The following is a 16,973-nucleotide window of genomic DNA, read 5'->3' on the forward strand; positions in this document are numbered from 1 at the left end:
GAGCCTGGGCGTTCGGGAACCCCGTGCGTCACATGCGTATCGACTCCGGCGTTTCGGCCATTTGTCCACCCGGTGTCGGTCCGCTCGCCGCAAGGGTGGATGCACCGCACATCCGACGCCGGGCGCGTCCCCGCGCGGAATGCGCTCCGGCTCACATACGTGTGCTCGACGCCCATGCGTTCGTCGTTGACCCCGGTGATCCACGCCGAAGAGGCTCCGACGACCGTCCGGGAGAACGAAGTTGACCTCAGCCGAGACCGCCGACACGCAGGCCGCGAAGCCGTGCGCGTCCCCTGCCGCACCACCACCACCGCCGCCACCCGCCGAGATCACGTACAGCGGGGAATACTCCGTGAATCCGCTCGGCGACGTCACCTTCCGGGCGATGTGTGCCCGGCTGCCCGCCGTGCTGCGGCGCATCGCCGCCATGTCCTGGGCCGTGGACCGCCGGGCCGTCCTGCTCCTCCTGGCCTGCCAGCTCGTGACGGGTGTGGCGGCCGCCGTGCTGCTCAGCGCCACGGCCGGCGCCATGGGCCCGATCCTGGGGAGCGGGGCCGTCGCGGCACGGCTGCGAGAAGCGCTGCCGGCCCTGCTCGTCGTGGCGGGGGCGGCGGCCCTCGCACGCGGCGCGGGTGCCCTCGCGACCTACGCCGAGCGACGGATCACGCCCCGGCTGACCACGGTGACGGACTCCGCGCTGGTGGAGGCGGTCTGCCGGGTCGAGGCGTCGGCCTACGCGGTGGACGGGTTCGCCGACCGGCAGGAGGCGGCGGAGATGGGGGTGATCCGTACGCATGTGATGGTCACCGACGCCCAGCGGTTCATGTCCGCCCTGGTCAGGATGGTCACCGCGGCCGGGGTGCTGTCGGTGCTGAACGTGCTGATGCTGCCGCTGCTCCTCCTGGCGGTGCTCCCGGCCGGCGTGGGCGCGGTGCTCACCGCGCGTGTCGACTACGAGATCCACTACGCCAACATCGCCGACCGGAACGTACGGGGCATGATGCGCTGGTGGTCGACGACCCCGAAGTACGCCGACGAGGTCCGCGCCAACGGCATGACCGACTATCTGCTGTTCTGGTACCGCTCGCTGTCCGAGCGGGTGGACCGGCGCACCCTCGCCGCCGCCCCTCGGACGCTGCGCATCGCGCTGCTGGCCTCGTCGGCCGGCGGGGTGTTCCTCGTCGCCACCTGGGCGGCCCTCGCCTGGCTCGCAGTCACGGGCCGGATCGCGCTCGCCGTCGCCGCCACGGCCGTCGTCGCGGTCCAGACGACCCTGGCCGCGTTGTCGCAGGTCGTGGTCAACGGGGCCGCGGTCTTCCACACCAGCCTCTACCTGAGTGACATGCAGGCGTTCCTCGACGACGCCGGGCGCCGGGCGCCCCGGCGCGGCGCGCTCGCCGTCACCGCGCCCGTGGAGGAGATCCGGCTGGAGGAGGTCACCTACCGGTATCCGGGGAAGGAACAGCCGGCCGTGGACGGCCTCTCGCTGACGCTCCGCCGAGGGGAGATCCTCGCGATCGTGGGGGTGAACGGCTCCGGCAAGAGCACCCTGACGCGGCTGATCACCGGGATCTACCTGGCCGACAAGGGGCGCGTGACCTGGAACGGATCCGATCTCGCCGCCCTCGACCCGGCGAGTGTCTGGGAGCGCACCGGTCTGGTCCCGCAGATCTTCGCGCAGTGGCCGCTGCGGGTCCGCGAGAACGTGACGCTGGGCCGGCCCCGTACGGTCGACGACGAAGCGGTGTGGGAGGCGGTCGACGCGGTCGGCATGAGGAGCGCGGTGGAGGACCTTCCGAAGGGTCTCGACACCCTGCTGGCCCGTGAGGTGTTCGGTGGCGTGGAGCTCTCCGGCGGGCAGTGGCAGCGTCTCGCCTGCTCGCGCGCCCTGTACCGGCGTCCGGAGCTGCTGATCCTCGACGAGCCCACCTCGCAGATGGACCCGCGCGGGGAGCACCGGATCTTCGAGCGCATCAAGGCCATCGCCGCGGACCGCGTCACGATCGTCGTGACGCACCGGCTCGAGAACACGCGGATCGCCGACCGGGTGATCTGTATGGAGAGCGGCCGGATCACCGAGCAGGGCGGTTACGACGACCTGGTGCACGCCGGCGGACTCTTCGCCGAGTTGCTCGCCCTCTCCCAGGACCGGTGAGGCTTCCTGGCGTCGGCGGGCGGGCGCCGCCTGCGCGTGGACCCGGGCGTGTTCTTGCCCGGGGGAAGGGTGCGGGGGAAGGTTCCGGTCGGCGGGTCGCCGGCCCGGACCCTCGGCCGGAAACCTCCTCTGGCCTGCGGGAACGGCGAAGTGATCCCCCGCACACACCGGCCGGTAGGTGGCCCGCCGCGTGCTAGCGTCCGCGACCGTGACATCCGCCGTCGGCGGGCCGGCCGGGCCCGCGTTCTCTCCGGGACCGGTCGGCCCCTGCCCGTACGGCCGGGCGGCCGGCGACTCGTCCGCTCCGCCGCTCGGAGCGCTCGACCTGTTCGGTGAGGGGTTCGTTCGCGACCCGTACCCCTGGCTCGACGTCCTGCGGGCCGAGGCCCCGGTCCATCACGATCCCGCGACCGGCCTGTGGCTGGTCAGCCGTTACGAGGACATCCGGCGGGTCCTGCTGGATCCGGCGGTGTTCCGGCCGGACAACGCGCAACACGCGGTCACGCCGCTGGGCGTTCCGGCGCTGCGGGTGCTCGCCCGGGCCGGCTTCCGGGTGCGCCCCGCGCTCGCCAACAACGGGAGCGCGAGCCACGCCGGGCTGCGCCGGGTGGTCACCCGGTTCTTCAACGCTCAGCGGGTCGCGGCGGCGGTGCCGGTGATCGAGCGGGTCGCCGACGAACTGCTCGACACGGTACGGGGTGAGATCGACGCCACCGGGGGCAGCGACCTCTTCGGCGCGTTCGCTCACACCCTGCCCTGCCGGGTCATGATGGAGCTGCTCGGCATCGACGGTCTGGACACCACGACCCTGGTGCGCTGGAGCGACGCCGCGCTGGAGTTGTTCTGGGGACGTCCGACACCGGAGCGGCAGCTCGAACTCGCCGCGCTCGTCGCCAAGTTCCATCAGTGGCTCACGGCGGTCGTGAGCGACCGGACGGCGCCGGCGGACAGTTTCGTCGGGGCGCTGGTGCGGCACCGTCTGCCTGACGGGGAGCTGCTGGACGTGCAGACAGCGGTGGGTGCCTGCTTCTTCGTGTTCGTGGCGGGGCAGTCGACGACCGGTCAGCTCATCGCCACCGTACTGCGCGGCGCGCTCGCCGAGCCGGGCGTCTGGCCGCGGGCGGCGCGGGAGGAGGGGCTTGCCCGGGCGTGGGTGGAAGAGGTGTTGCGCCGTGAGCCACCGGTGACCACCTGGCGCCGGGTCACGGAGCGGCCGGCGGAGCTGGGCGGGGTACGGCTCCCCGCGGGCGCGGAGCTGCTGCTGATGCTCATGGGCAGTGGTTCCGATCCCGAGGTCTTCGCGGATCCGGAGGAGATGCGCCCTCACCGTGGCAACTCCCGGCATCATCTGGCTTTCGGCGTGGGCCGCCACCGTTGTCCCGGCGCGTCCCTGGCCCGCACGGAGGCGGCTGTCGCGCTCCGCGCGGCGGCGCGCCGTTTCCCCGGGCTCCGCCTCGCTCCCTCGGCCCCTCCCCCGCCCGTCCTCGACCTGCTCTCGTTCCGGGCCCCGCTGCAGGTCCTGGTCGCGCCGTCGTCGTAGAGCACAGCCGGAGGAGCCTCCGGAGGCGGGCGGAACCGTCAGGAACGGGTCGACCCCTCAGGAGCCGGAGTTCCGTCAGAAGCTGGAGTTCCGTCAGGAGCCGGAGTTCCGTCGGAGTCCGGCGGACCCGTCAGGCGGGCAGTCGGGCGCATCGGCGGCAGGCACGGGCGGAGGGTGCCGTCAGGGCGTGCGACGCCGCGGCGAGTGCGCAGGCGAGGGCGATCAGCGGCCAGTCGGCGGCCATGAGGGCGGCCACGGCGAGCGTCAGCGTCGCCATCGCCATGGAGACGCTCGCGGTGGTACCGGTCCAGGCGACGACGAGGGGCAGTCGGCGGGGTTCGGGCAGTCGGCGGGCCAGGGTGCCGGAGGCCGCCAGCGCGGTCGCGGCGAGGAGTGCGGCGATGCCAGCGACCCCGGCCAGATGGACCGCGAGGAGTTGACCGGTTCCGGTGCTACTGCTCAGGAGCGTGTACCAGCAGGCCAGGAGGAAGGGGGCGGTGAGGACGACCGACCGGGCGGTGTGCCGGGCCTGGGCGACGGTCAGTTCCCGCTGGCAGCCGGGCGCGAGCTCGTCGGGCGTTCCGAACTCCCGTACCGCCTGCCGCACGGCGTCCTCGTAGGGCGTTCCGTCGCGTGTGTACGCCTCCGCGGTGTCGGCGAGCCCGTCGCGCACCTCCTCGACCAGGCGCGCCTTGGCTCGCGCCGGGCCGTGCAGGACGCCGGCCAGATCCGCGGCGTATGCCTCGACGGGGTCGCCGGGGCGGGCGGTGAGGGCGCTCATGTGGCGGGCCGGGGTGAGGTGGCGGGGTTCAGCACGGAGCCGATCGCCGTGGTGAACTCCTGCCAGGCCGTGCGCTCGCTCGCCAGCGCACTCCGGCCGGCGTCCGTGAGCGCGTAACAGCGGCGGCGGCGTTCGCCGACCGACTCCCAGCTGCTGCTCAGGAGACCGATCCGCTCCAGGCGGTTGAGCGCCGGATAGATCGTGCCCGTGCGCAGGTCGAGCGCGCCTCCGCTGCGTTGCTGGACGGCCGCGATGATCGCGTAACCGTGCAGCGGCCCCTGCTCCAGTACGGCCAGCAGGAGTCCGTCCAGGTGCCCTCGCACCGCATCCGCCCTCATAGGTAGGCAGCCTACTCACTATCAGCGTAGGCATGCTATCTATTGGCAGCCAACATATTGACCACGACGAGGGGCTTTCGGTGACCAAGCTGCTGCTGTCCATCCACGTACTCGCGGCGATCCTGGTGGTCGGACCGATCGCCGTGGCCGCCTCGCTCTTCCCGCGCTACGCGCGGCAGGACCGCGACTCCGCAGTCGCCGCGGTCCTGCACCGGACCTGCCGCGGGTACGCCGTCGCCGGTGTCGCCGTTCCGGTCTTCGGGATCGCGACCGCGATCCAGCTCGGCGTGCTCACCGACGCCTGGCTGATCTCGTCGCTGATTCTGACGGCGGTGGCCGCGGGCGTCCTGGTCCTGGCGATCCTGCCCCGCCAGCGGCGGATGCTCGCGGAGGGTCCGCACATGGCAGAGGACGGCGCGCCGCGGGCGCTCGCGGCGCGGCTGGCGATGTTCACGGGGGTCTTCAACCTCCTGTGGGCGATCGTCGTCGTCCTCATGATCGCCCGCCCCGGCTCGACCACGGGAGCGTGACCGTCATGCGCACCCTGCGCCTCGCCGCCGGGGCCGAAGCGGTCTCGCTGATGGTCCTGGCCGCCAATCTGCTCACCACGCACACGCCCGCCGTCTCCGGCCTCGTCGGCCCGGTCCACGGCACGGCCTACCTCGTCGTGATCGCGGCCGCCTGGCAGGTCTCCGACGCCGCCCCATCGGGAATCCGTCGGATCGCCGTCATCCCCGGGGTGGGCGGCCTGCTCGCCCTGCGGCGGCTGCGGAACGCGGGCGTGTGACGCGGTGGCGCATGGTGTTGGCTGAGGGGCGACACACGTCCAGCCCGTACGAGGAGTCGTCATGTCCGCCGCCGAGCAGCCCTCCGAGCCCCCCGGCATCCACGGCCCCCATCGCAACGTCCGACCGCCGACGGCGCAGGCCTCGCTCGGGGTGGGTGTCGTGGTGACCGACGCGGCGGGCCGCGTCCTTCTCGGCCTGCACCCCACGGGCAGCTGGGAATTGCCGGGCGGCAAGGTGGACCCCGGCGAGTCGATCGAGGAGGCGGCGGTGCGTGAACTGGCCGAGGAGACCACGCTCCTGGCCGCCGCGAGCGATGTCGAGGTCATCGGGATCCTGCTCGACGCGCTCACCTCGAAGGACCTCACGCGCCTGACGGCGGTGGCGGTGGTACGTGACTTCCGGGGCACCCCGGCCGTGGCGGAGCCCGACAAGATCCGGCGCTGGGAGTGGACCGAACCCGACCGTCTTCCCCGGCCGTTGTTCGCCCCGTCCGCCCAGGCGCTGAAGACCTGGCGCGCGGAACTGCCCATCGAGAACGCCCCGTTCCACCGCTACCACCTCGCGCCCCGGCCACACTGACCCGCGGGCCGGGCCTCGCGCGCGCCCTACACGTCGGCGATCAGGGCGTACCGCTCGTCGTCCACCCGCTTGCCCCACAGGTCGCCGTCCCCCTCGCCGTCCAGGTGCTCGACGCGCACGCCGGCGACGAGGGGACGGACGGCCGCGGCCAGGGCGTCGGCCGTGATTCCGCCGTGCCACGGGAGGGACGAGGCTCCGGCGACGTACGGCACGCCGCGCTGGCCCGCCTCCCGCCACCGGCCCTCGATCAGGATCAGCCGGCCGCCCGGTCGCAGACGGCCGGTCCAGTCGCGCAGGGCGGCCTCCGGATCGGGGAGGGTCCAGAGCAGGTGCCGGGACAGCGCGACGCCGAACCGCGCGTCTCCGGTCGGTGGCGCCATGGCGTCCCCGACCAGGAAGCGGCCCGTGAGGTGGGCTGCCGCGAACTTCGCGCGCGCCCGCTCCACCATCCTCGGCGCCAGGTCGACGCCGGTCACCCGGTGCCCCGCCTCGGCCAGCAGCAGGGAGAGCGATCCCGTACCGCAACCGATGTCGAGGACGTCGGCCGGGCCGGAGGGCATCCAGTCGCGCAGGTGCCGGTCCCAGGCCGCTCGGGTGCGGGCGGCCCGCAGGCCGTGGTCCGGTTCGTCGTCGAACGCCGCGGCGGCGGCGTCCCAGTAGGCGGTGATCGCGGCAGTGGTGTCGGTCATCCCGCGATCTTCGCAAGGGCCACTGACACGCCGCCCGGTGTCGGCCACCCCGCGCGCTATAGTCAACGAGTTGAATAACTGACGTGTTGCATGCATCGCGTCGTGCCGGTCACGACACGACGCCAGTGGAGGAGCGAAGCGCTCATGCACAACGGCCCGTACACGCGGTACGTCGCCCTGGGCGACAGCCAGACCGAAGGGCTCGGGGACGGCGACGACGTCATCGGGCTGCGGGGCTGCGCCGATCGGCTCGCGGAGCTGATCGCGGAGGCCGGCCCGGGGCTGACCTACGCCAATCTGGCCGTACGGGGGCGCTTGGCCGGGCAGGTACGGGCCGAGCAGCTCGGGCCGGCTCTGGCGCTGCGACCGGACGTGGCCACCGTCGTCGCGGGGATGAACGACCTGCTGCGGCCCCGTTTCGACGCGGACGAGGTGGCCGGTCATCTGGAAACGATGTTCGCCGAACTCACCGCCCAGGGAGCCCGGGTGGCCACCGTCACGTTCCCGGACGTGGCGCGGATGATTCCGTTCGCCCGGCCCCTCACGGCTCGCGTCACGGCGCTCAACGCCGGCATCCGTGCGGCCGCCGGCCGGCACGGTGTCGCCGTGGCCGAGATGCACCCTCACCCCGTCCTCACCGATGCGCGCCTGTGGAGTCCTGACCGCCTCCACGCCAGTCCGCTGGGGCACGAGCGCATCGCGGCCGCCGTCGCCCACGCCCTGGGCCTGCCCGGCAGCGACGACGCCTGGACCCATCCGCTCCCGGCGCTGCCGGGGCCGTCGCGGTCGGGACCGGGAGCGGCCCTCGGGGAGCTGCGGTGGGCAGCGGCCTTTCTCGGTCCCTGGGTCGGCCGGCGTCTGCGCGGCCGCTCCTCCGGGGACGGCCGTACGGCCAAGCGCCCTGAGCCGACGCCGGTCCGGGCCACCGTGGCGTGACCGTCCGCTGTCGCAGGCGCCCCCGGCCGCGCCGGGGGCGGCGGACGCGGCGGTGGCGTGGGGCGGGCGCCCGGCCCGGGGGGCCGGTTGGGGAGGTCTAGCGGTCGGTCTTCGCGGCCTTCTCGGCCTGCTTCTCCTTGATCCGGGCCGCTTCCTTGCGGACGTCGGCCTGGGTGGCGCGCTCCTTGCGCAGCCACTCCGGGTCGTCCTTCTTCAGCGCCTCGATCTGCTCGGTGGTGAGGGCGTCGGTGATGCCGCCCCGCGCGAGACCGGAGATGGAGATGCCCAGCTTCGCCGCGATCACGGGGCGGGGGTGCGGTCCGTTGCGCCGCAGCTCGCGGAGCCACTCGGGCGGGTCGGTCTGCAGGGCGTTCAGCTCGGTGCGCGAGACGACACCCTCCTGGAACTCGGCGGGGGTGGCCTCGAGGTACACACCCAGCTTCTTCGCCGCGGTCGCGGGCTTCATCGTCTGGGTGGTCTGGTGCGACGTCATACGGTCAAGGGTATCGAGCGTGTGAGCTACCTCTGACCACGACCGGTAACCTGGCGGGGTGACTGGCCAGGAAGTACCCCCCTCGTTCCGGCTCGCCTACGTCCCGGGAGTGACGCCCACGAAGTGGGTGCGGATCTGGAACGAGCGGCTGCCCGACGTTCCGCTGACCCTCGTGCAGGTGCCGGCCGCCGAGGCGTTCGCCGCGCTGCGGAACGGTGACGCGGACGCCGGTCTGGTACGTCTGCCGGTCGATCGTACGGACCTCAGCGCCATCCCCCTCTACGCCGAGACGACCGTCGTGGTGATCCCCAAGGACCACGTCGTGGCGGCGGTCGACGAGGTGTCGCCCGAGGACCTCGCCGAGGAGATCGTGCTGCATCCGCTCGACGACACCCTCGACTGGGAGCGCCCGCCGGGGCTGCCGGCGCTCGAGCGCCCGGCCACCACGGCCGACGCGATCGACCTGGTGGCGGCCGGAGTGGGGCTCCTGGTCGTTCCCCAGTCGCTGGCCCGTCTGCACCACCGCAAGGACCTCACCTACCGCCCGGTGTCGGACACCCCCGAGTCCCGGGTCGCCCTGTCCTGGCCGCAGGACGAGACGACGGATCTGGTGGAGCAGTTCATCGGGATCGTCCGGGGGCGGACCGTCAACAGCACCCGTGGCCGTCCGGCGACGCCCCCGCAGCCGAAGGGCAAGCGCCCGGAGAAGAGCGGCGGGCCGGCGGGCCGGAACCCGCGAAGCGGTTCCGGCCGTTCCGGCGGCGCGGGGGCGTCCGGCCGGTCCGGTGCCGCGAAGGGCTCCAAGAGCAGCAAGGGCGCGAAGAACGTCAAGCGCGGCAAGCCCCGTCGCAGCTCCTGACGGCGTCCACCCGGCCCGGTCCGACCGGGGATCGTACGCGTCGGCCCCCGCACTCCATGGCGCTCCGATCATGGACAGCGGCGCCGTCCGGCTGATCTTCTGGCGTCATGAACGACGAGACGAAGAAGACCACGCGGACCGACCACGGCCACGGGCGGCGGGCCGTACTGCGGGGCGCCGCGCTCGGAGCGGCCTTACCGCTCCTGCCGGCCGCGGCCCACGCCCGTGACCACGCCGCCACCTCCCCCGGGCCCCGCCTCTCCCCCGAGCACGACGCGGCGTCCCTGCGCTGGCTGGGCACGTCGGGGTGGCGGATCGACGTCGGCGACCGGACGGTTCTCTTCGACCCCTACCTCACCCGCTTCAGGACCGGCCTCTTCGAGAAGGCCTTCGATCCGGCCACCAAGATCGCGGAGACCGACGCGGGGCTCGTACGGGAGTACGCCGGGAGCCCGGAGCTCATCCTGGTCAGCCACGCCCATTGGGACCACATCGCCGACGTGCCGTACATCGCCAAGGCCACCGGTGCCCGCGTGGTGGGAACGGAGACCACGTTCCATCTGCTGGTCGCCCTCGGTGTGGATCCGCTCCGGATCTCCGTGGTGAAGGGCGGCGAGGTGCTGGACTTCGGCGACGGCCTCACGGTGGAGGTGGTGTCGAGCCTCCACAGCCGCAACAAGAACCACTCCTATTTCGCCCCGGGCACGCTGACGGCGCCGCCCGCCACCGCCCCCGCGACCATCTCCGACCTGCCCGAGGGCGACACGCTCGCCTTCCACGTCACGGCCGGTGCCCGCGGTCCCGCCCTCTTCCTCATGGGCGCCAGCGACTTCGCCGAACGTCAGGTGGAGGGGCTGCGCCCCGACGTTGCCATGGTCGCGGTCCCCTCCAGTACCTCGACCCACCGCTACGTGCCCCGGCTGCTGCGGGCGCTGGGCCGTCCCGGCGTGGTCGTCCCCGTCCACTGGGACAACTTCGAGACGCCGCTGCGCGGTCCCGTACGCCCCGACCCCGCGATGGATCTGGCGGGGCTTGTCGCGCAGGTCCGCCGGGAGTCACCCGGCAGCCGCGTCGTCGTACCGGACTACCGGACGGTCTACGGCGGGGACATGCGGCCCCGCGCCTGACGATCACGGCCACGCCCTGACCGCCGCACCCGGCCCCTGACCGTCCTGGGCCGCCGCCCCTGACGGTCAGGGGCCGGCCCGTCGGAGGCGGCAGGGGCCCGGTCGAGCGGCTTGCCCGCCGGCTCCTCGTGCGGTGCGCGCGTACTCCTCGGCGACCGTGTCGTAGCTGTCGCGGACCGGGACGTGGTCGTGTCACTCCCCCAGGGGGCCGGCGTCCCCTCCCCGCCGCGGTCGCGGGAGCGTCGTCGCCCCCCGGCCGGGGCGGCGGCCGGGGGGCGAGGACGGACGGCGGTCGGAGGAGATCAGACGAAGGTCACCAGGCGACCGGGAGACGCTCGGGGATGCGCTTCATGAACCGGGTGCGCCAGACGAGCTGGTCGACCGGGACCGCGAGGTGGAGGTCCGGCATCCGGTCGAGGAGCACCTCCAGGGCGATCTCGGTGTGCTTCTTGCCGAGGGCCGTGGCCGGGCAGTAGTGCTGGCCGCCGCCGAAGGAGAGGTGCGCGCCGGCGTTGGGGCGTGCGATGTCGACGGTGTGCGGATCGGGGAACACGGCCGGGTCGGTGTTGGCCCCCTCGACCAGGACGAGGAGAAGTTCGCCCTTGCGGACCTCGACGTCCCCGAGGGTGACGTCCTCGAGGGCGAGGCGCGGCAGTCCGTCGGCGATGGAGAGGTTGACGCGCAGCAACTCGTCCACGGCGGCGGGGATGCGCTCCGGTTCCTTGCGCAGTCGCTCCCACACGTCGGGGTTCTGGAGCAGCGAGAAGATGGCCATGGTGAGGAAGCCCATGGTGGAGATCACGCCGGCGCCGAAGAAAGTGACGCCGACGGTGGCGAGCATCTCGTCGGTCAGATGGGCGTATTCGGGGTTCCCGCGCAGTGCGGCGAGTTCGGCCATCAGCCCGGTGGTGGCCGGGTCGTCCAGGCGTTCCACCATGTAGGCGATGTCGCGGTCCCAGTTGAGCCGGGCGCCGGTGACGGGGCAGGCCGAGTTCATGAACGCGATGTCCAGGCTGGCGGAGAGGCGCGGCGCGTCGGCCTCGGGTATGCCGAGGATCCGGCAGTGGAGGTGCTCGGCGTACGGGCTGGTGAAGCGGCCGCGCAGATCGACGGGCGGTCCGTACGCGAGGAGTTCGTCGACGAGCTCGGAGGCATGGCGGCGCATCCAGTCGGTGAGGCCGTCGGTCTTGGGGTTGATGGCCTTGAGGACGGCCTTGCGGAGTCCCGCCCCGGTGATGTTGCCCATGTTGTTGACGACTTCGGGCGGGATGGTCAGCGCGTACTGCCGGGGGACGCCGGGGGCCGAGGTGTCCTTGAGCGAGAAGCGCGGGTCTTCGAGGACCTGCTTGCACAGCTCGTAGGAGGAGACCAGCCAGGCCGGGTCGCCGGCGATGGTGCGGACCCGTGTGACCGGCTCGGCGCGCAGGGACTCGACCTCGGGCGGCAGTCGGTCGCCGCGGGCGGAGAACGGGAAGTCGATCGGCGTGTCAGTGGTCATCGTGGTCTCCGGAAATCGCGGTGACGATGGCGTGGCCCTGGTTGCGGGAGGCGCGCAACCCGGAGCCCCTGGAGTAGAGGAGTTCGGCCATCGGCAGGAGCTGGTGGTAGCAGTTGAGCGAGGAGGGGACACCGAGGATCGCGGGGGTGTCCAGGAAGAGCGGTGCCTCGGCGCAGACGTACTGGAGGCAGACCTCGCGCTGACGGGCGGTGGGTGTCTGCCCTTCGAGGACCTTGGACGAGAGGAAGGCATCGACGAGCTTCTCGCAGGTGGCGAGGAACTCCGCGTCGGTGGCGAGGAGGTCGTCCAGGTGTTTGCGCAGGTGCCGGTAGGCGGGGATGTCGAGGAGCGCCGACATAGGGCGTCCCCGGAGCCGTTCGCCGCTGGGGTCGAGGGCGGCGACGGCGTTGTTGACCTTGGCGCGCACGCCGCGGAGGTTCTTCACCGTCTTGCGGCGGGCTTCGTCCGGCGGGTAGCCGAGAGCCTCGTACATGTCCGCGACATGCAGGTCGGTGTAGATGAGGTCGGTCTGTTCGAAGGTGCGCAGTCCCCATGCGGCGAGGTCGGCCACCCGCTGGGCGGAGAAGTAGCCGTTTCCGGGGGAGATGCCGATGACGGCGTGGGCGCCTTCGATGCGGATCACTTGGCAGTGTTGCGTGTACGGCTGGACCTTGAAGCTGTCGGTCGCTGTCGTCAAAGGAAGAGATGTCCTTCGGGCCGCTAGTCCCGTCGGGGCCGTGTGCCCCTGGTGTGGCGGCGACGCCCTGAAGTTACCGGCGATCTTCACAGAGTGACGATTTCGGCCGTGAGGTGGCTCAAAATAATCGATACGTGACCAGAATTGATCTATCGTCAGAAGCGGACGCGCCGCCCCCGTTTGGGGGCGGCGCGCGGAAATCGTCTTACGACCGGCTGACGCTCAGGTGGATTCCCGGTGAACGAGCTCCGTGGGCAGGATGACCGCGGCCGGCTCTTCCCCGGCTATCCGGGCGAGCAGCGTGCGGACCATCTCGGTGCTGATCCGGTCCCACGGCTGCCGGATCGTGGTGAGCGGCGGACGTGAGGACAGTGCGGCCGGCGAGTCGTCGAAGCCGCCGACGGCGACGTCCTCGGGCACCCGTCGTCCCGCGCGGTCGAGGGCGTCGAGCACGCCCTGGGCCATCAGGTCCGAGGCGACGAACACGGCGTCGATGTCCGGGGCGCGCCGCAGGAGCAGGGCGGCCGCCGACTCGCCGCTCGCGCGGCTGTAGTCGCCCGCGGCGATCAGGTCGTCGTCGACGGGCAGTCCGTGCTCGGCCAGCGTCTCGCGGTACCCGGCGAGGCGCTCGACGCCGCCCGGGGTGTCGAGGGGGCCGGTGACGGTGGCGATCCGGCGGCGGCCCGTCTCGTACAGGTGGCGCACCATGTCCCGCGCTCCCTCCCGGTCGTCGGCCGCGACGTAACCGATCCTGGCCGTCTGGCCGAGCGGCTTGCCGCAGGCGACGACCGGGACGCCCGCCTCGTGCAGCTGGGCCACCACGGGGTCGCCGGAGTGGCTGGAGACGAGCAGGACGCCGTCGACGTGTCCCGCTCGGATGTAACGCAGGTTGCGCCGGCGTTCGGCCTCGGTGCCCGCGATCATCAGCAGGAGCGGGATGTCCCGCGCGGCCAGTGCCTGGGTGCAGGCGCGGAGCAGCACGTTGAAGTTGGGGTCCTCGAAGAAGCGCTCCTGCGGCTCGGTGAGCAAAAACGCCACCGAGTCGGACTTGCCGGTGATCAGCGAGCGGGCGTGCCGGTTGACGACGTAACCCGTCCTGCGGATCGCGGCGTCCACGGCCGCCTTCGCCGTCGGGCTCACGTAGTGCCCGCCGTTGAGGACGCGCGAGACGGTGCCGCGCGAGACGCCCGCCTCGCGCGCCACGTCGTGGATCGTCGCCGGGCGGCGCCGGTTCGCTGCTGTGCTCATGCTCTGTTTTCCCCTGTTCCCCTGTGCTCAGGACTTTACGGCGCCGGAGAGGAGGTCGAGGCTCCAGAACCGCTGGATGACGAGGAACAGGGCGATGAGCGGGACGATCGCGAGCAGGGCCCCGGTGATGACGAGGGTGTAGAGGGCGGGCTGGCCCGCTCCCTGCTTGAGGAGGGTGAACAACCCGACCGTCATGGGGAACTTCTCGTCGTCGCCGAGCATGATGAACGGCAGCAGGAAGTTGTTCCAGATGGCCACGAACTGGAAGAGGAAGATCGTGACCAGGCCGGGGGACATCATCGGCACGGCGATCCGCACGAAGATCCGCCACTCCCCCGCGCCGTCCATCCGGCCGGCCTCGACCAGCTCCATGGGGATGGCGGCCTCGGCGTAGATCCGGCCGAGGTAGACGCCGTACGGGGAGAGGACCAGCGGCAGCAGAACGGAGAGGTACGTGTCCGTCAGGTCGGCCTCCGCCATCAGGAGGTACTGCGGGATGGCGAGGATCACCGGGGGCATGAGAACGCCCGTGAGGATCAGGTTGAAGAAGGTCTCGCGGCCGCGGAAGCGGTAGATGGCGAGGGCGTAGCCGGCGAAGGCGGAGACGATCGTGGACAGCACGGCGCCCAGGCCGGCGTAGAACACCGAGTTGGCCATCCAGCGCCAGTAGAGACCGTCGCGGTACGCGGCCAGGTCGGCGAGGTTGTCGCCGAAGCCGTCGCCGGGCAGGAAGGTGAAGGTGGAGAAGAGGTCGGCGCCCGACTTGGTGGAGGCGACGAGGACCCAGGCGATGGGCAGCAGGCAGTAGAGCGCGCCGAGGACGAGGGCCGCGGTGGGCAGCAGGGCGACGCGACGGGGGCGCGGGGGGCCCTGGGAGGTTCCGGGCGTGGTGCCGGCCGCGGGCGCGGCCTTGCGCACCTGCGGCGGGGTGGCGAGCCCGCTCATCGGGTGGCTCCTTGCTTCGTACGACGGTTGGAGGCCCGCAGGAGGCCGAAGGAGAGCAGGAAGGTCGCGAGGGCGAGGACCACGGCGGTGGCCGACGCGGCGTGGATGTTCCCGCCGGTGAAGGCGTCGTTGTAGACCTTCATCAGCGGGCTCCAGGTGGTGGGGATGCCGTTGGTGAGCGGCCGGAGCGTGGTGGGCTCGTTGAACACCTGGAGGGTGGCGATGATCGAGAAGAAGAAGGTGAGCACCAGCGAGGGGGCCACCATGGGGATCTTGATCCGCAGGGCGATCTGCAGCTCCGAGCAGCCGTCCAGCTTGGCGGCCTCGTAGACCTCGGCGGGGAGCGACCGCAGCGAGGTGTAGATGACGATCATGTTGAAGCCGGTGCCGCCCCAGACGGCGATGTTGGACATCGCCAGGTAGAGCGGTCCGCCGTCCATCAGGTCGGGCTGCGGCAGGCCGAGGGCGTCGAGCAGGTAGAAGAAGGGGCTGACGTCCGGCAGGTAGAGGAACCCCCACATGAGGGCCGCGATGACACCGGGGACGGCGTACGGAAGGAAGATCGCGAGCCGGGAGAAGGAGCGGGCCCGTACCCGTTCGGTGTCGAGCAGCAGCGCGAACAGCAGGGCGAGGCCCAGCATGACCGGAACGACGATCGCGCCGTAGCCGAGGATCCGCAGGGCGCTCGCGCCGAGCTCGGAGTCGGTGAGGGCGGCGGTGTAGTTCTCCAGGCCGGCCCAGACCTCGCTCCGGGCTCCCTTGCCCAGACCGAGGCCCTTGACCTCGATCTTGTGGAAGCTGAGCCAGATCGCGTAGCCGATGGGCAGCGCGAAGAAGAGCGCGAACAGGACGGCTGCCGGAAGGATGAAGAGGTAGGGGGCGCTTCGCGCTCGTTTGAGGGTGGTGGGCGACGGGAGGTCGTACGGGGCCGGCTCGACCCCGTACGACCGGCGCGCGCCCTGGGTGGGCTGCGTCACGGGGCGACCTCGAAGCCCTGCTTCTTCAGGTCCGCGACGGTGGCGGCCCGCATGGCGCTCAGGGCGGCGGAGAAGTCGGACTTGGCCTTGGCGGACTTACCGAACTCGTCCTTGAAAGAGGTGTACGCGACGTTCACGTTGGGGCCCCAGGCGGCGGGGGCGGTGGTCTTGGCGATGGCGGCGGCCCGCGTGTAGAAGTCGGGCTGGTTGGCGAAGAAGTCGGGGGCCTGGGAGAGCGCGCCGCCGGTCTGGGCGGCGGTGGCGGCCGGGTAGATGCCGGCCTCCTTGACCAGGGCGGCGAGCGCCTCCGGGTCGGTGTTCAGCCAAGTCGCGAACTTCGCGGCGGCCGCCTTGTGCTTCGAGTCGGTGGTGACGGCGGTGGTGGAACCACCCCAGCTGCCGGTGGTGGGCTTGGTTGTGTCCCACTGCGGGAGCGGGGCCATGGCCCACTTGCCCTTGGTGTCGGGGGCGGCGGTGGCGAGGACGCCCGGGGCCCAGACGGCGCTGACCCAGGCGATCTGCTCCCCGGTGTTCAACGCCTTGTTCCAGGCGGGGGTGTACATCGGCTGGTTGTCGATGGCGCCCTCCTTGACGAGGCCGCCCCAGAAGTCGGCGACCTTCCGGGTGGCCGCGTCGTCGACGCCGACCTTCCACTTCTGGTCCTGGGTGGTCCACCACTGGGCGCCGGCCTGCTGGGAGAGGCCGGCGAACAGGCCCGCGTCGTTGGAGGAGAAGGTCGTGAGCGCCTTGTCGGGGGCCTTCGCCTTCAGCGCCTTGGCGGTGGCCGCGAACTCGTCCCAGGTGGTGGGCACCTTCAGGCCGTACTGCTGGAAGAGGTCGGTCCGGTAGAAGAACATCAGCGGCCCGGAGTCCTGGGGCACCGCGTAGACGGCGTCGGAGCCGAGCGTGGTCTGCTGCCAGAGACCGGGGGCGAACTTGTCCTTGGCGCCGCCGACCTCCTTGGAGATGTCGGCGAGGGCGTCGTTGCTGACCAGCGTCGGCAGGGCCTGGAACTCGGCCTGGACGAGATCGGGGGCCTGGTGGGCCTTGGACGCCGTGATGATCTTGGTGACCAGGTCGTCGCCGGATGCCTGCTTCTGGACGGTGACCTTGATGTCCGGGTTCTTCTTGTTCCAGATCGCCGCCACCTTGTCCATGTTGGGCGCCCAGGCCCAGTAGGTGAGAGAGACGGGACCGGACGCCGTTTCCTCGCCGCTCTCCCCGGACGAGCCGCAGGCGGTGAGTGCGACCCCGGCGAGGGCGACGGCGGTGGCGGTGGCGGCGAACACGTTGAAACGCTTCCGCGAAACGATGGGCATGGAG

At 71.9% G+C, this 16,973-nt stretch carries 18 protein-coding genes; 8 read left to right on the forward strand and 10 right to left on the reverse strand.

The window, feature by feature from the left end:
- Positions 1-241: 241 nt before the first annotated feature.
- A complete protein-coding gene (locus tag ACZ4VW_RS28435; RefSeq protein ID WP_467967262.1) occupies positions 242-2,155 on the forward strand; it encodes an ATP-binding cassette domain-containing protein in 1,914 nt (637 codons plus the stop codon).
- Positions 2,156-2,363: 208 nt separating this feature from the next.
- Positions 2,364-3,695, forward strand: a complete 1,332-nt coding sequence (locus tag ACZ4VW_RS28440; protein WP_467967264.1) for a cytochrome P450 — start codon at positions 2,364-2,366, stop codon at positions 3,693-3,695.
- A gap of 130 nt (positions 3,696-3,825) precedes the next feature.
- Here the strand turns inward: ACZ4VW_RS28440 and ACZ4VW_RS28445 are convergent, their stop codons facing one another.
- Positions 3,826-4,476 carry a permease prefix domain 1-containing protein gene (locus tag ACZ4VW_RS28445; RefSeq protein ID WP_467967266.1) on the reverse strand — a complete coding sequence of 217 codons (651 nt, stop codon included), beginning with the start codon at positions 4,474-4,476 and terminating at the stop codon, positions 3,826-3,828.
- Complete coding sequence (locus ACZ4VW_RS28450) at positions 4,473-4,814, reverse strand: PadR family transcriptional regulator (protein ID WP_467967267.1); 342 nt, start codon at positions 4,812-4,814, stop codon at positions 4,473-4,475. The genes ACZ4VW_RS28445 and ACZ4VW_RS28450 overlap by 4 nt, the downstream gene beginning before the upstream one ends.
- 80 nt (positions 4,815-4,894) lie before the next feature.
- Between ACZ4VW_RS28450 and ACZ4VW_RS28455 the strand changes: the two genes are divergently transcribed.
- The 3 genes from ACZ4VW_RS28455 to ACZ4VW_RS28465 all read left to right on the forward strand — a co-directional run bounded on the left by ACZ4VW_RS28455 (position 4,895) and on the right by ACZ4VW_RS28465 (position 6,181).
- Positions 4,895-5,344, forward strand: a complete 450-nt coding sequence (locus ACZ4VW_RS28455; RefSeq protein ID WP_467967269.1) for a DUF2269 family protein — start codon at positions 4,895-4,897, stop codon at positions 5,342-5,344.
- A gap of 5 nt (positions 5,345-5,349) precedes the next feature.
- Positions 5,350-5,601: a hypothetical protein gene (locus tag ACZ4VW_RS28460; RefSeq protein ID WP_467967271.1), complete on the forward strand. Its 252-nt coding sequence runs from the start codon at positions 5,350-5,352 to the stop codon at positions 5,599-5,601.
- 61 nt (positions 5,602-5,662) lie between these two features.
- Entirely contained in the window at positions 5,663-6,181 is a 519-nt protein-coding gene (locus tag ACZ4VW_RS28465) for a nucleotide triphosphate diphosphatase NUDT15 (RefSeq protein ID WP_467967273.1), read from the forward strand.
- Positions 6,182-6,207: 26 nt separating this feature from the next.
- On the opposite strand, the gene ACZ4VW_RS28470 is transcribed toward ACZ4VW_RS28465, so the two are convergent.
- Positions 6,208-6,870 carry a class I SAM-dependent methyltransferase gene (locus ACZ4VW_RS28470; RefSeq protein WP_467967275.1) on the reverse strand — a complete coding sequence of 221 codons (663 nt, stop codon included), beginning with the start codon at positions 6,868-6,870 and terminating at the stop codon, positions 6,208-6,210.
- A gap of 144 nt (positions 6,871-7,014) precedes the next feature.
- Here ACZ4VW_RS28470 and ACZ4VW_RS28475 point away from each other — a divergent pair, with 144 nt between their 5' ends.
- Positions 7,015-7,806, forward strand: a complete 792-nt coding sequence (locus ACZ4VW_RS28475) for an SGNH/GDSL hydrolase family protein (RefSeq protein ID WP_467967277.1) — start codon at positions 7,015-7,017, stop codon at positions 7,804-7,806.
- 97 nt (positions 7,807-7,903) lie between these two features.
- Here the strand turns inward: ACZ4VW_RS28475 and ACZ4VW_RS28480 are convergent, their stop codons facing one another.
- On the reverse strand, positions 7,904-8,299 hold the full coding sequence (locus ACZ4VW_RS28480) for a DUF5997 family protein (RefSeq protein ID WP_467967279.1): 396 nt from the start codon (positions 8,297-8,299) through the stop codon (positions 7,904-7,906).
- 58 nt (positions 8,300-8,357) lie between these two features.
- Between ACZ4VW_RS28480 and ACZ4VW_RS28485 the strand changes: the two genes are divergently transcribed.
- Both ACZ4VW_RS28485 and ACZ4VW_RS28490 read left to right on the forward strand, forming a co-directional pair.
- The gene (locus ACZ4VW_RS28485; RefSeq protein WP_467967281.1) at positions 8,358-9,158 is read left to right on the forward strand and encodes a LysR family substrate-binding domain-containing protein; all 801 of its coding nucleotides are present in this window, start codon (positions 8,358-8,360) and stop codon (positions 9,156-9,158) included.
- A 107-nt stretch (positions 9,159-9,265) separates the two neighbouring features.
- Positions 9,266-10,285 carry an MBL fold metallo-hydrolase gene (locus ACZ4VW_RS28490; protein WP_467967283.1) on the forward strand — a complete coding sequence of 340 codons (1,020 nt, stop codon included), beginning with the start codon at positions 9,266-9,268 and terminating at the stop codon, positions 10,283-10,285.
- Between the two features lie 313 nt (positions 10,286-10,598).
- Here the strand turns inward: ACZ4VW_RS28490 and ACZ4VW_RS28495 are convergent, their stop codons facing one another.
- The 6 genes from ACZ4VW_RS28495 to ACZ4VW_RS28520 all read right to left on the reverse strand — a co-directional run bounded on the left by ACZ4VW_RS28495 (position 10,599) and on the right by ACZ4VW_RS28520 (position 16,969).
- Positions 10,599-11,783 carry a cytochrome P450 gene (locus ACZ4VW_RS28495; RefSeq protein WP_467967285.1) on the reverse strand — a complete coding sequence of 395 codons (1,185 nt, stop codon included), beginning with the start codon at positions 11,781-11,783 and terminating at the stop codon, positions 10,599-10,601.
- On the reverse strand, positions 11,773-12,480 hold the full coding sequence (locus tag ACZ4VW_RS28500) for a cyclodityrosine synthase (RefSeq protein WP_467967287.1): 708 nt from the start codon (positions 12,478-12,480) through the stop codon (positions 11,773-11,775). Before ACZ4VW_RS28500 ends, ACZ4VW_RS28495 begins: the two co-directional genes overlap by 11 nt.
- Before the next feature lie 222 nt (positions 12,481-12,702).
- Complete coding sequence (locus ACZ4VW_RS28505; RefSeq protein ID WP_467967289.1) at positions 12,703-13,728, reverse strand: LacI family DNA-binding transcriptional regulator; 1,026 nt, start codon at positions 13,726-13,728, stop codon at positions 12,703-12,705.
- A gap of 27 nt (positions 13,729-13,755) precedes the next feature.
- The gene (locus ACZ4VW_RS28510; protein WP_467967291.1) at positions 13,756-14,673 is read right to left on the reverse strand and encodes a carbohydrate ABC transporter permease; all 918 of its coding nucleotides are present in this window, start codon (positions 14,671-14,673) and stop codon (positions 13,756-13,758) included.
- Positions 14,670-15,650, reverse strand: coding sequence for a carbohydrate ABC transporter permease (locus tag ACZ4VW_RS28515; protein ID WP_467967293.1), 981 nt, complete (start codon positions 15,648-15,650; stop codon positions 14,670-14,672). Before ACZ4VW_RS28515 ends, ACZ4VW_RS28510 begins: the two co-directional genes overlap by 4 nt.
- Positions 15,647-16,969, reverse strand: a complete 1,323-nt coding sequence (locus tag ACZ4VW_RS28520) for an ABC transporter substrate-binding protein (protein WP_467967295.1) — start codon at positions 16,967-16,969, stop codon at positions 15,647-15,649. The genes ACZ4VW_RS28515 and ACZ4VW_RS28520 overlap by 4 nt, the downstream gene beginning before the upstream one ends.
- Between the last annotated feature and the right edge of the window lie 4 nt (positions 16,970-16,973).

Source organism: Streptomyces sp. NPDC029139, from assembly GCF_055564335.1.

Coding starts and splice junctions, on each gene's coding strand:
- ACZ4VW_RS28460 (WP_467967271.1), top strand. CDS start 5,350: ATGCGCACCCTGCGCCTCGCCGCCGGGGCCGAAGCGGTCTCGCTGATG.
- ACZ4VW_RS28520 (WP_467967295.1), bottom strand. CDS start 16,969: ATGCCCATCGTTTCGCGGAAGCGTTTCAACGTGTTCGCCGCCACCGCC.
- ACZ4VW_RS28475 (WP_467967277.1), top strand. CDS start 7,015: ATGCACAACGGCCCGTACACGCGGTACGTCGCCCTGGGCGACAGCCAG.
- ACZ4VW_RS28505 (WP_467967289.1), bottom strand. CDS start 13,728: ATGAGCACAGCAGCGAACCGGCGCCGCCCGGCGACGATCCACGACGTG.
- ACZ4VW_RS28480 (WP_467967279.1), bottom strand. CDS start 8,299: ATGACGTCGCACCAGACCACCCAGACGATGAAGCCCGCGACCGCGGCG.
- ACZ4VW_RS28445 (WP_467967266.1), bottom strand. CDS start 4,476: ATGAGCGCCCTCACCGCCCGCCCCGGCGACCCCGTCGAGGCATACGCC.
- ACZ4VW_RS28490 (WP_467967283.1), top strand. CDS start 9,266: ATGAACGACGAGACGAAGAAGACCACGCGGACCGACCACGGCCACGGG.
- ACZ4VW_RS28450 (WP_467967267.1), bottom strand. CDS start 4,814: ATGAGGGCGGATGCGGTGCGAGGGCACCTGGACGGACTCCTGCTGGCC.
- ACZ4VW_RS28470 (WP_467967275.1), bottom strand. CDS start 6,870: ATGACCGACACCACTGCCGCGATCACCGCCTACTGGGACGCCGCCGCC.
- ACZ4VW_RS28465 (WP_467967273.1), top strand. CDS start 5,663: ATGTCCGCCGCCGAGCAGCCCTCCGAGCCCCCCGGCATCCACGGCCCC.
- ACZ4VW_RS28495 (WP_467967285.1), bottom strand. CDS start 11,783: ATGACCACTGACACGCCGATCGACTTCCCGTTCTCCGCCCGCGGCGAC.
- ACZ4VW_RS28510 (WP_467967291.1), bottom strand. CDS start 14,673: ATGAGCGGGCTCGCCACCCCGCCGCAGGTGCGCAAGGCCGCGCCCGCG.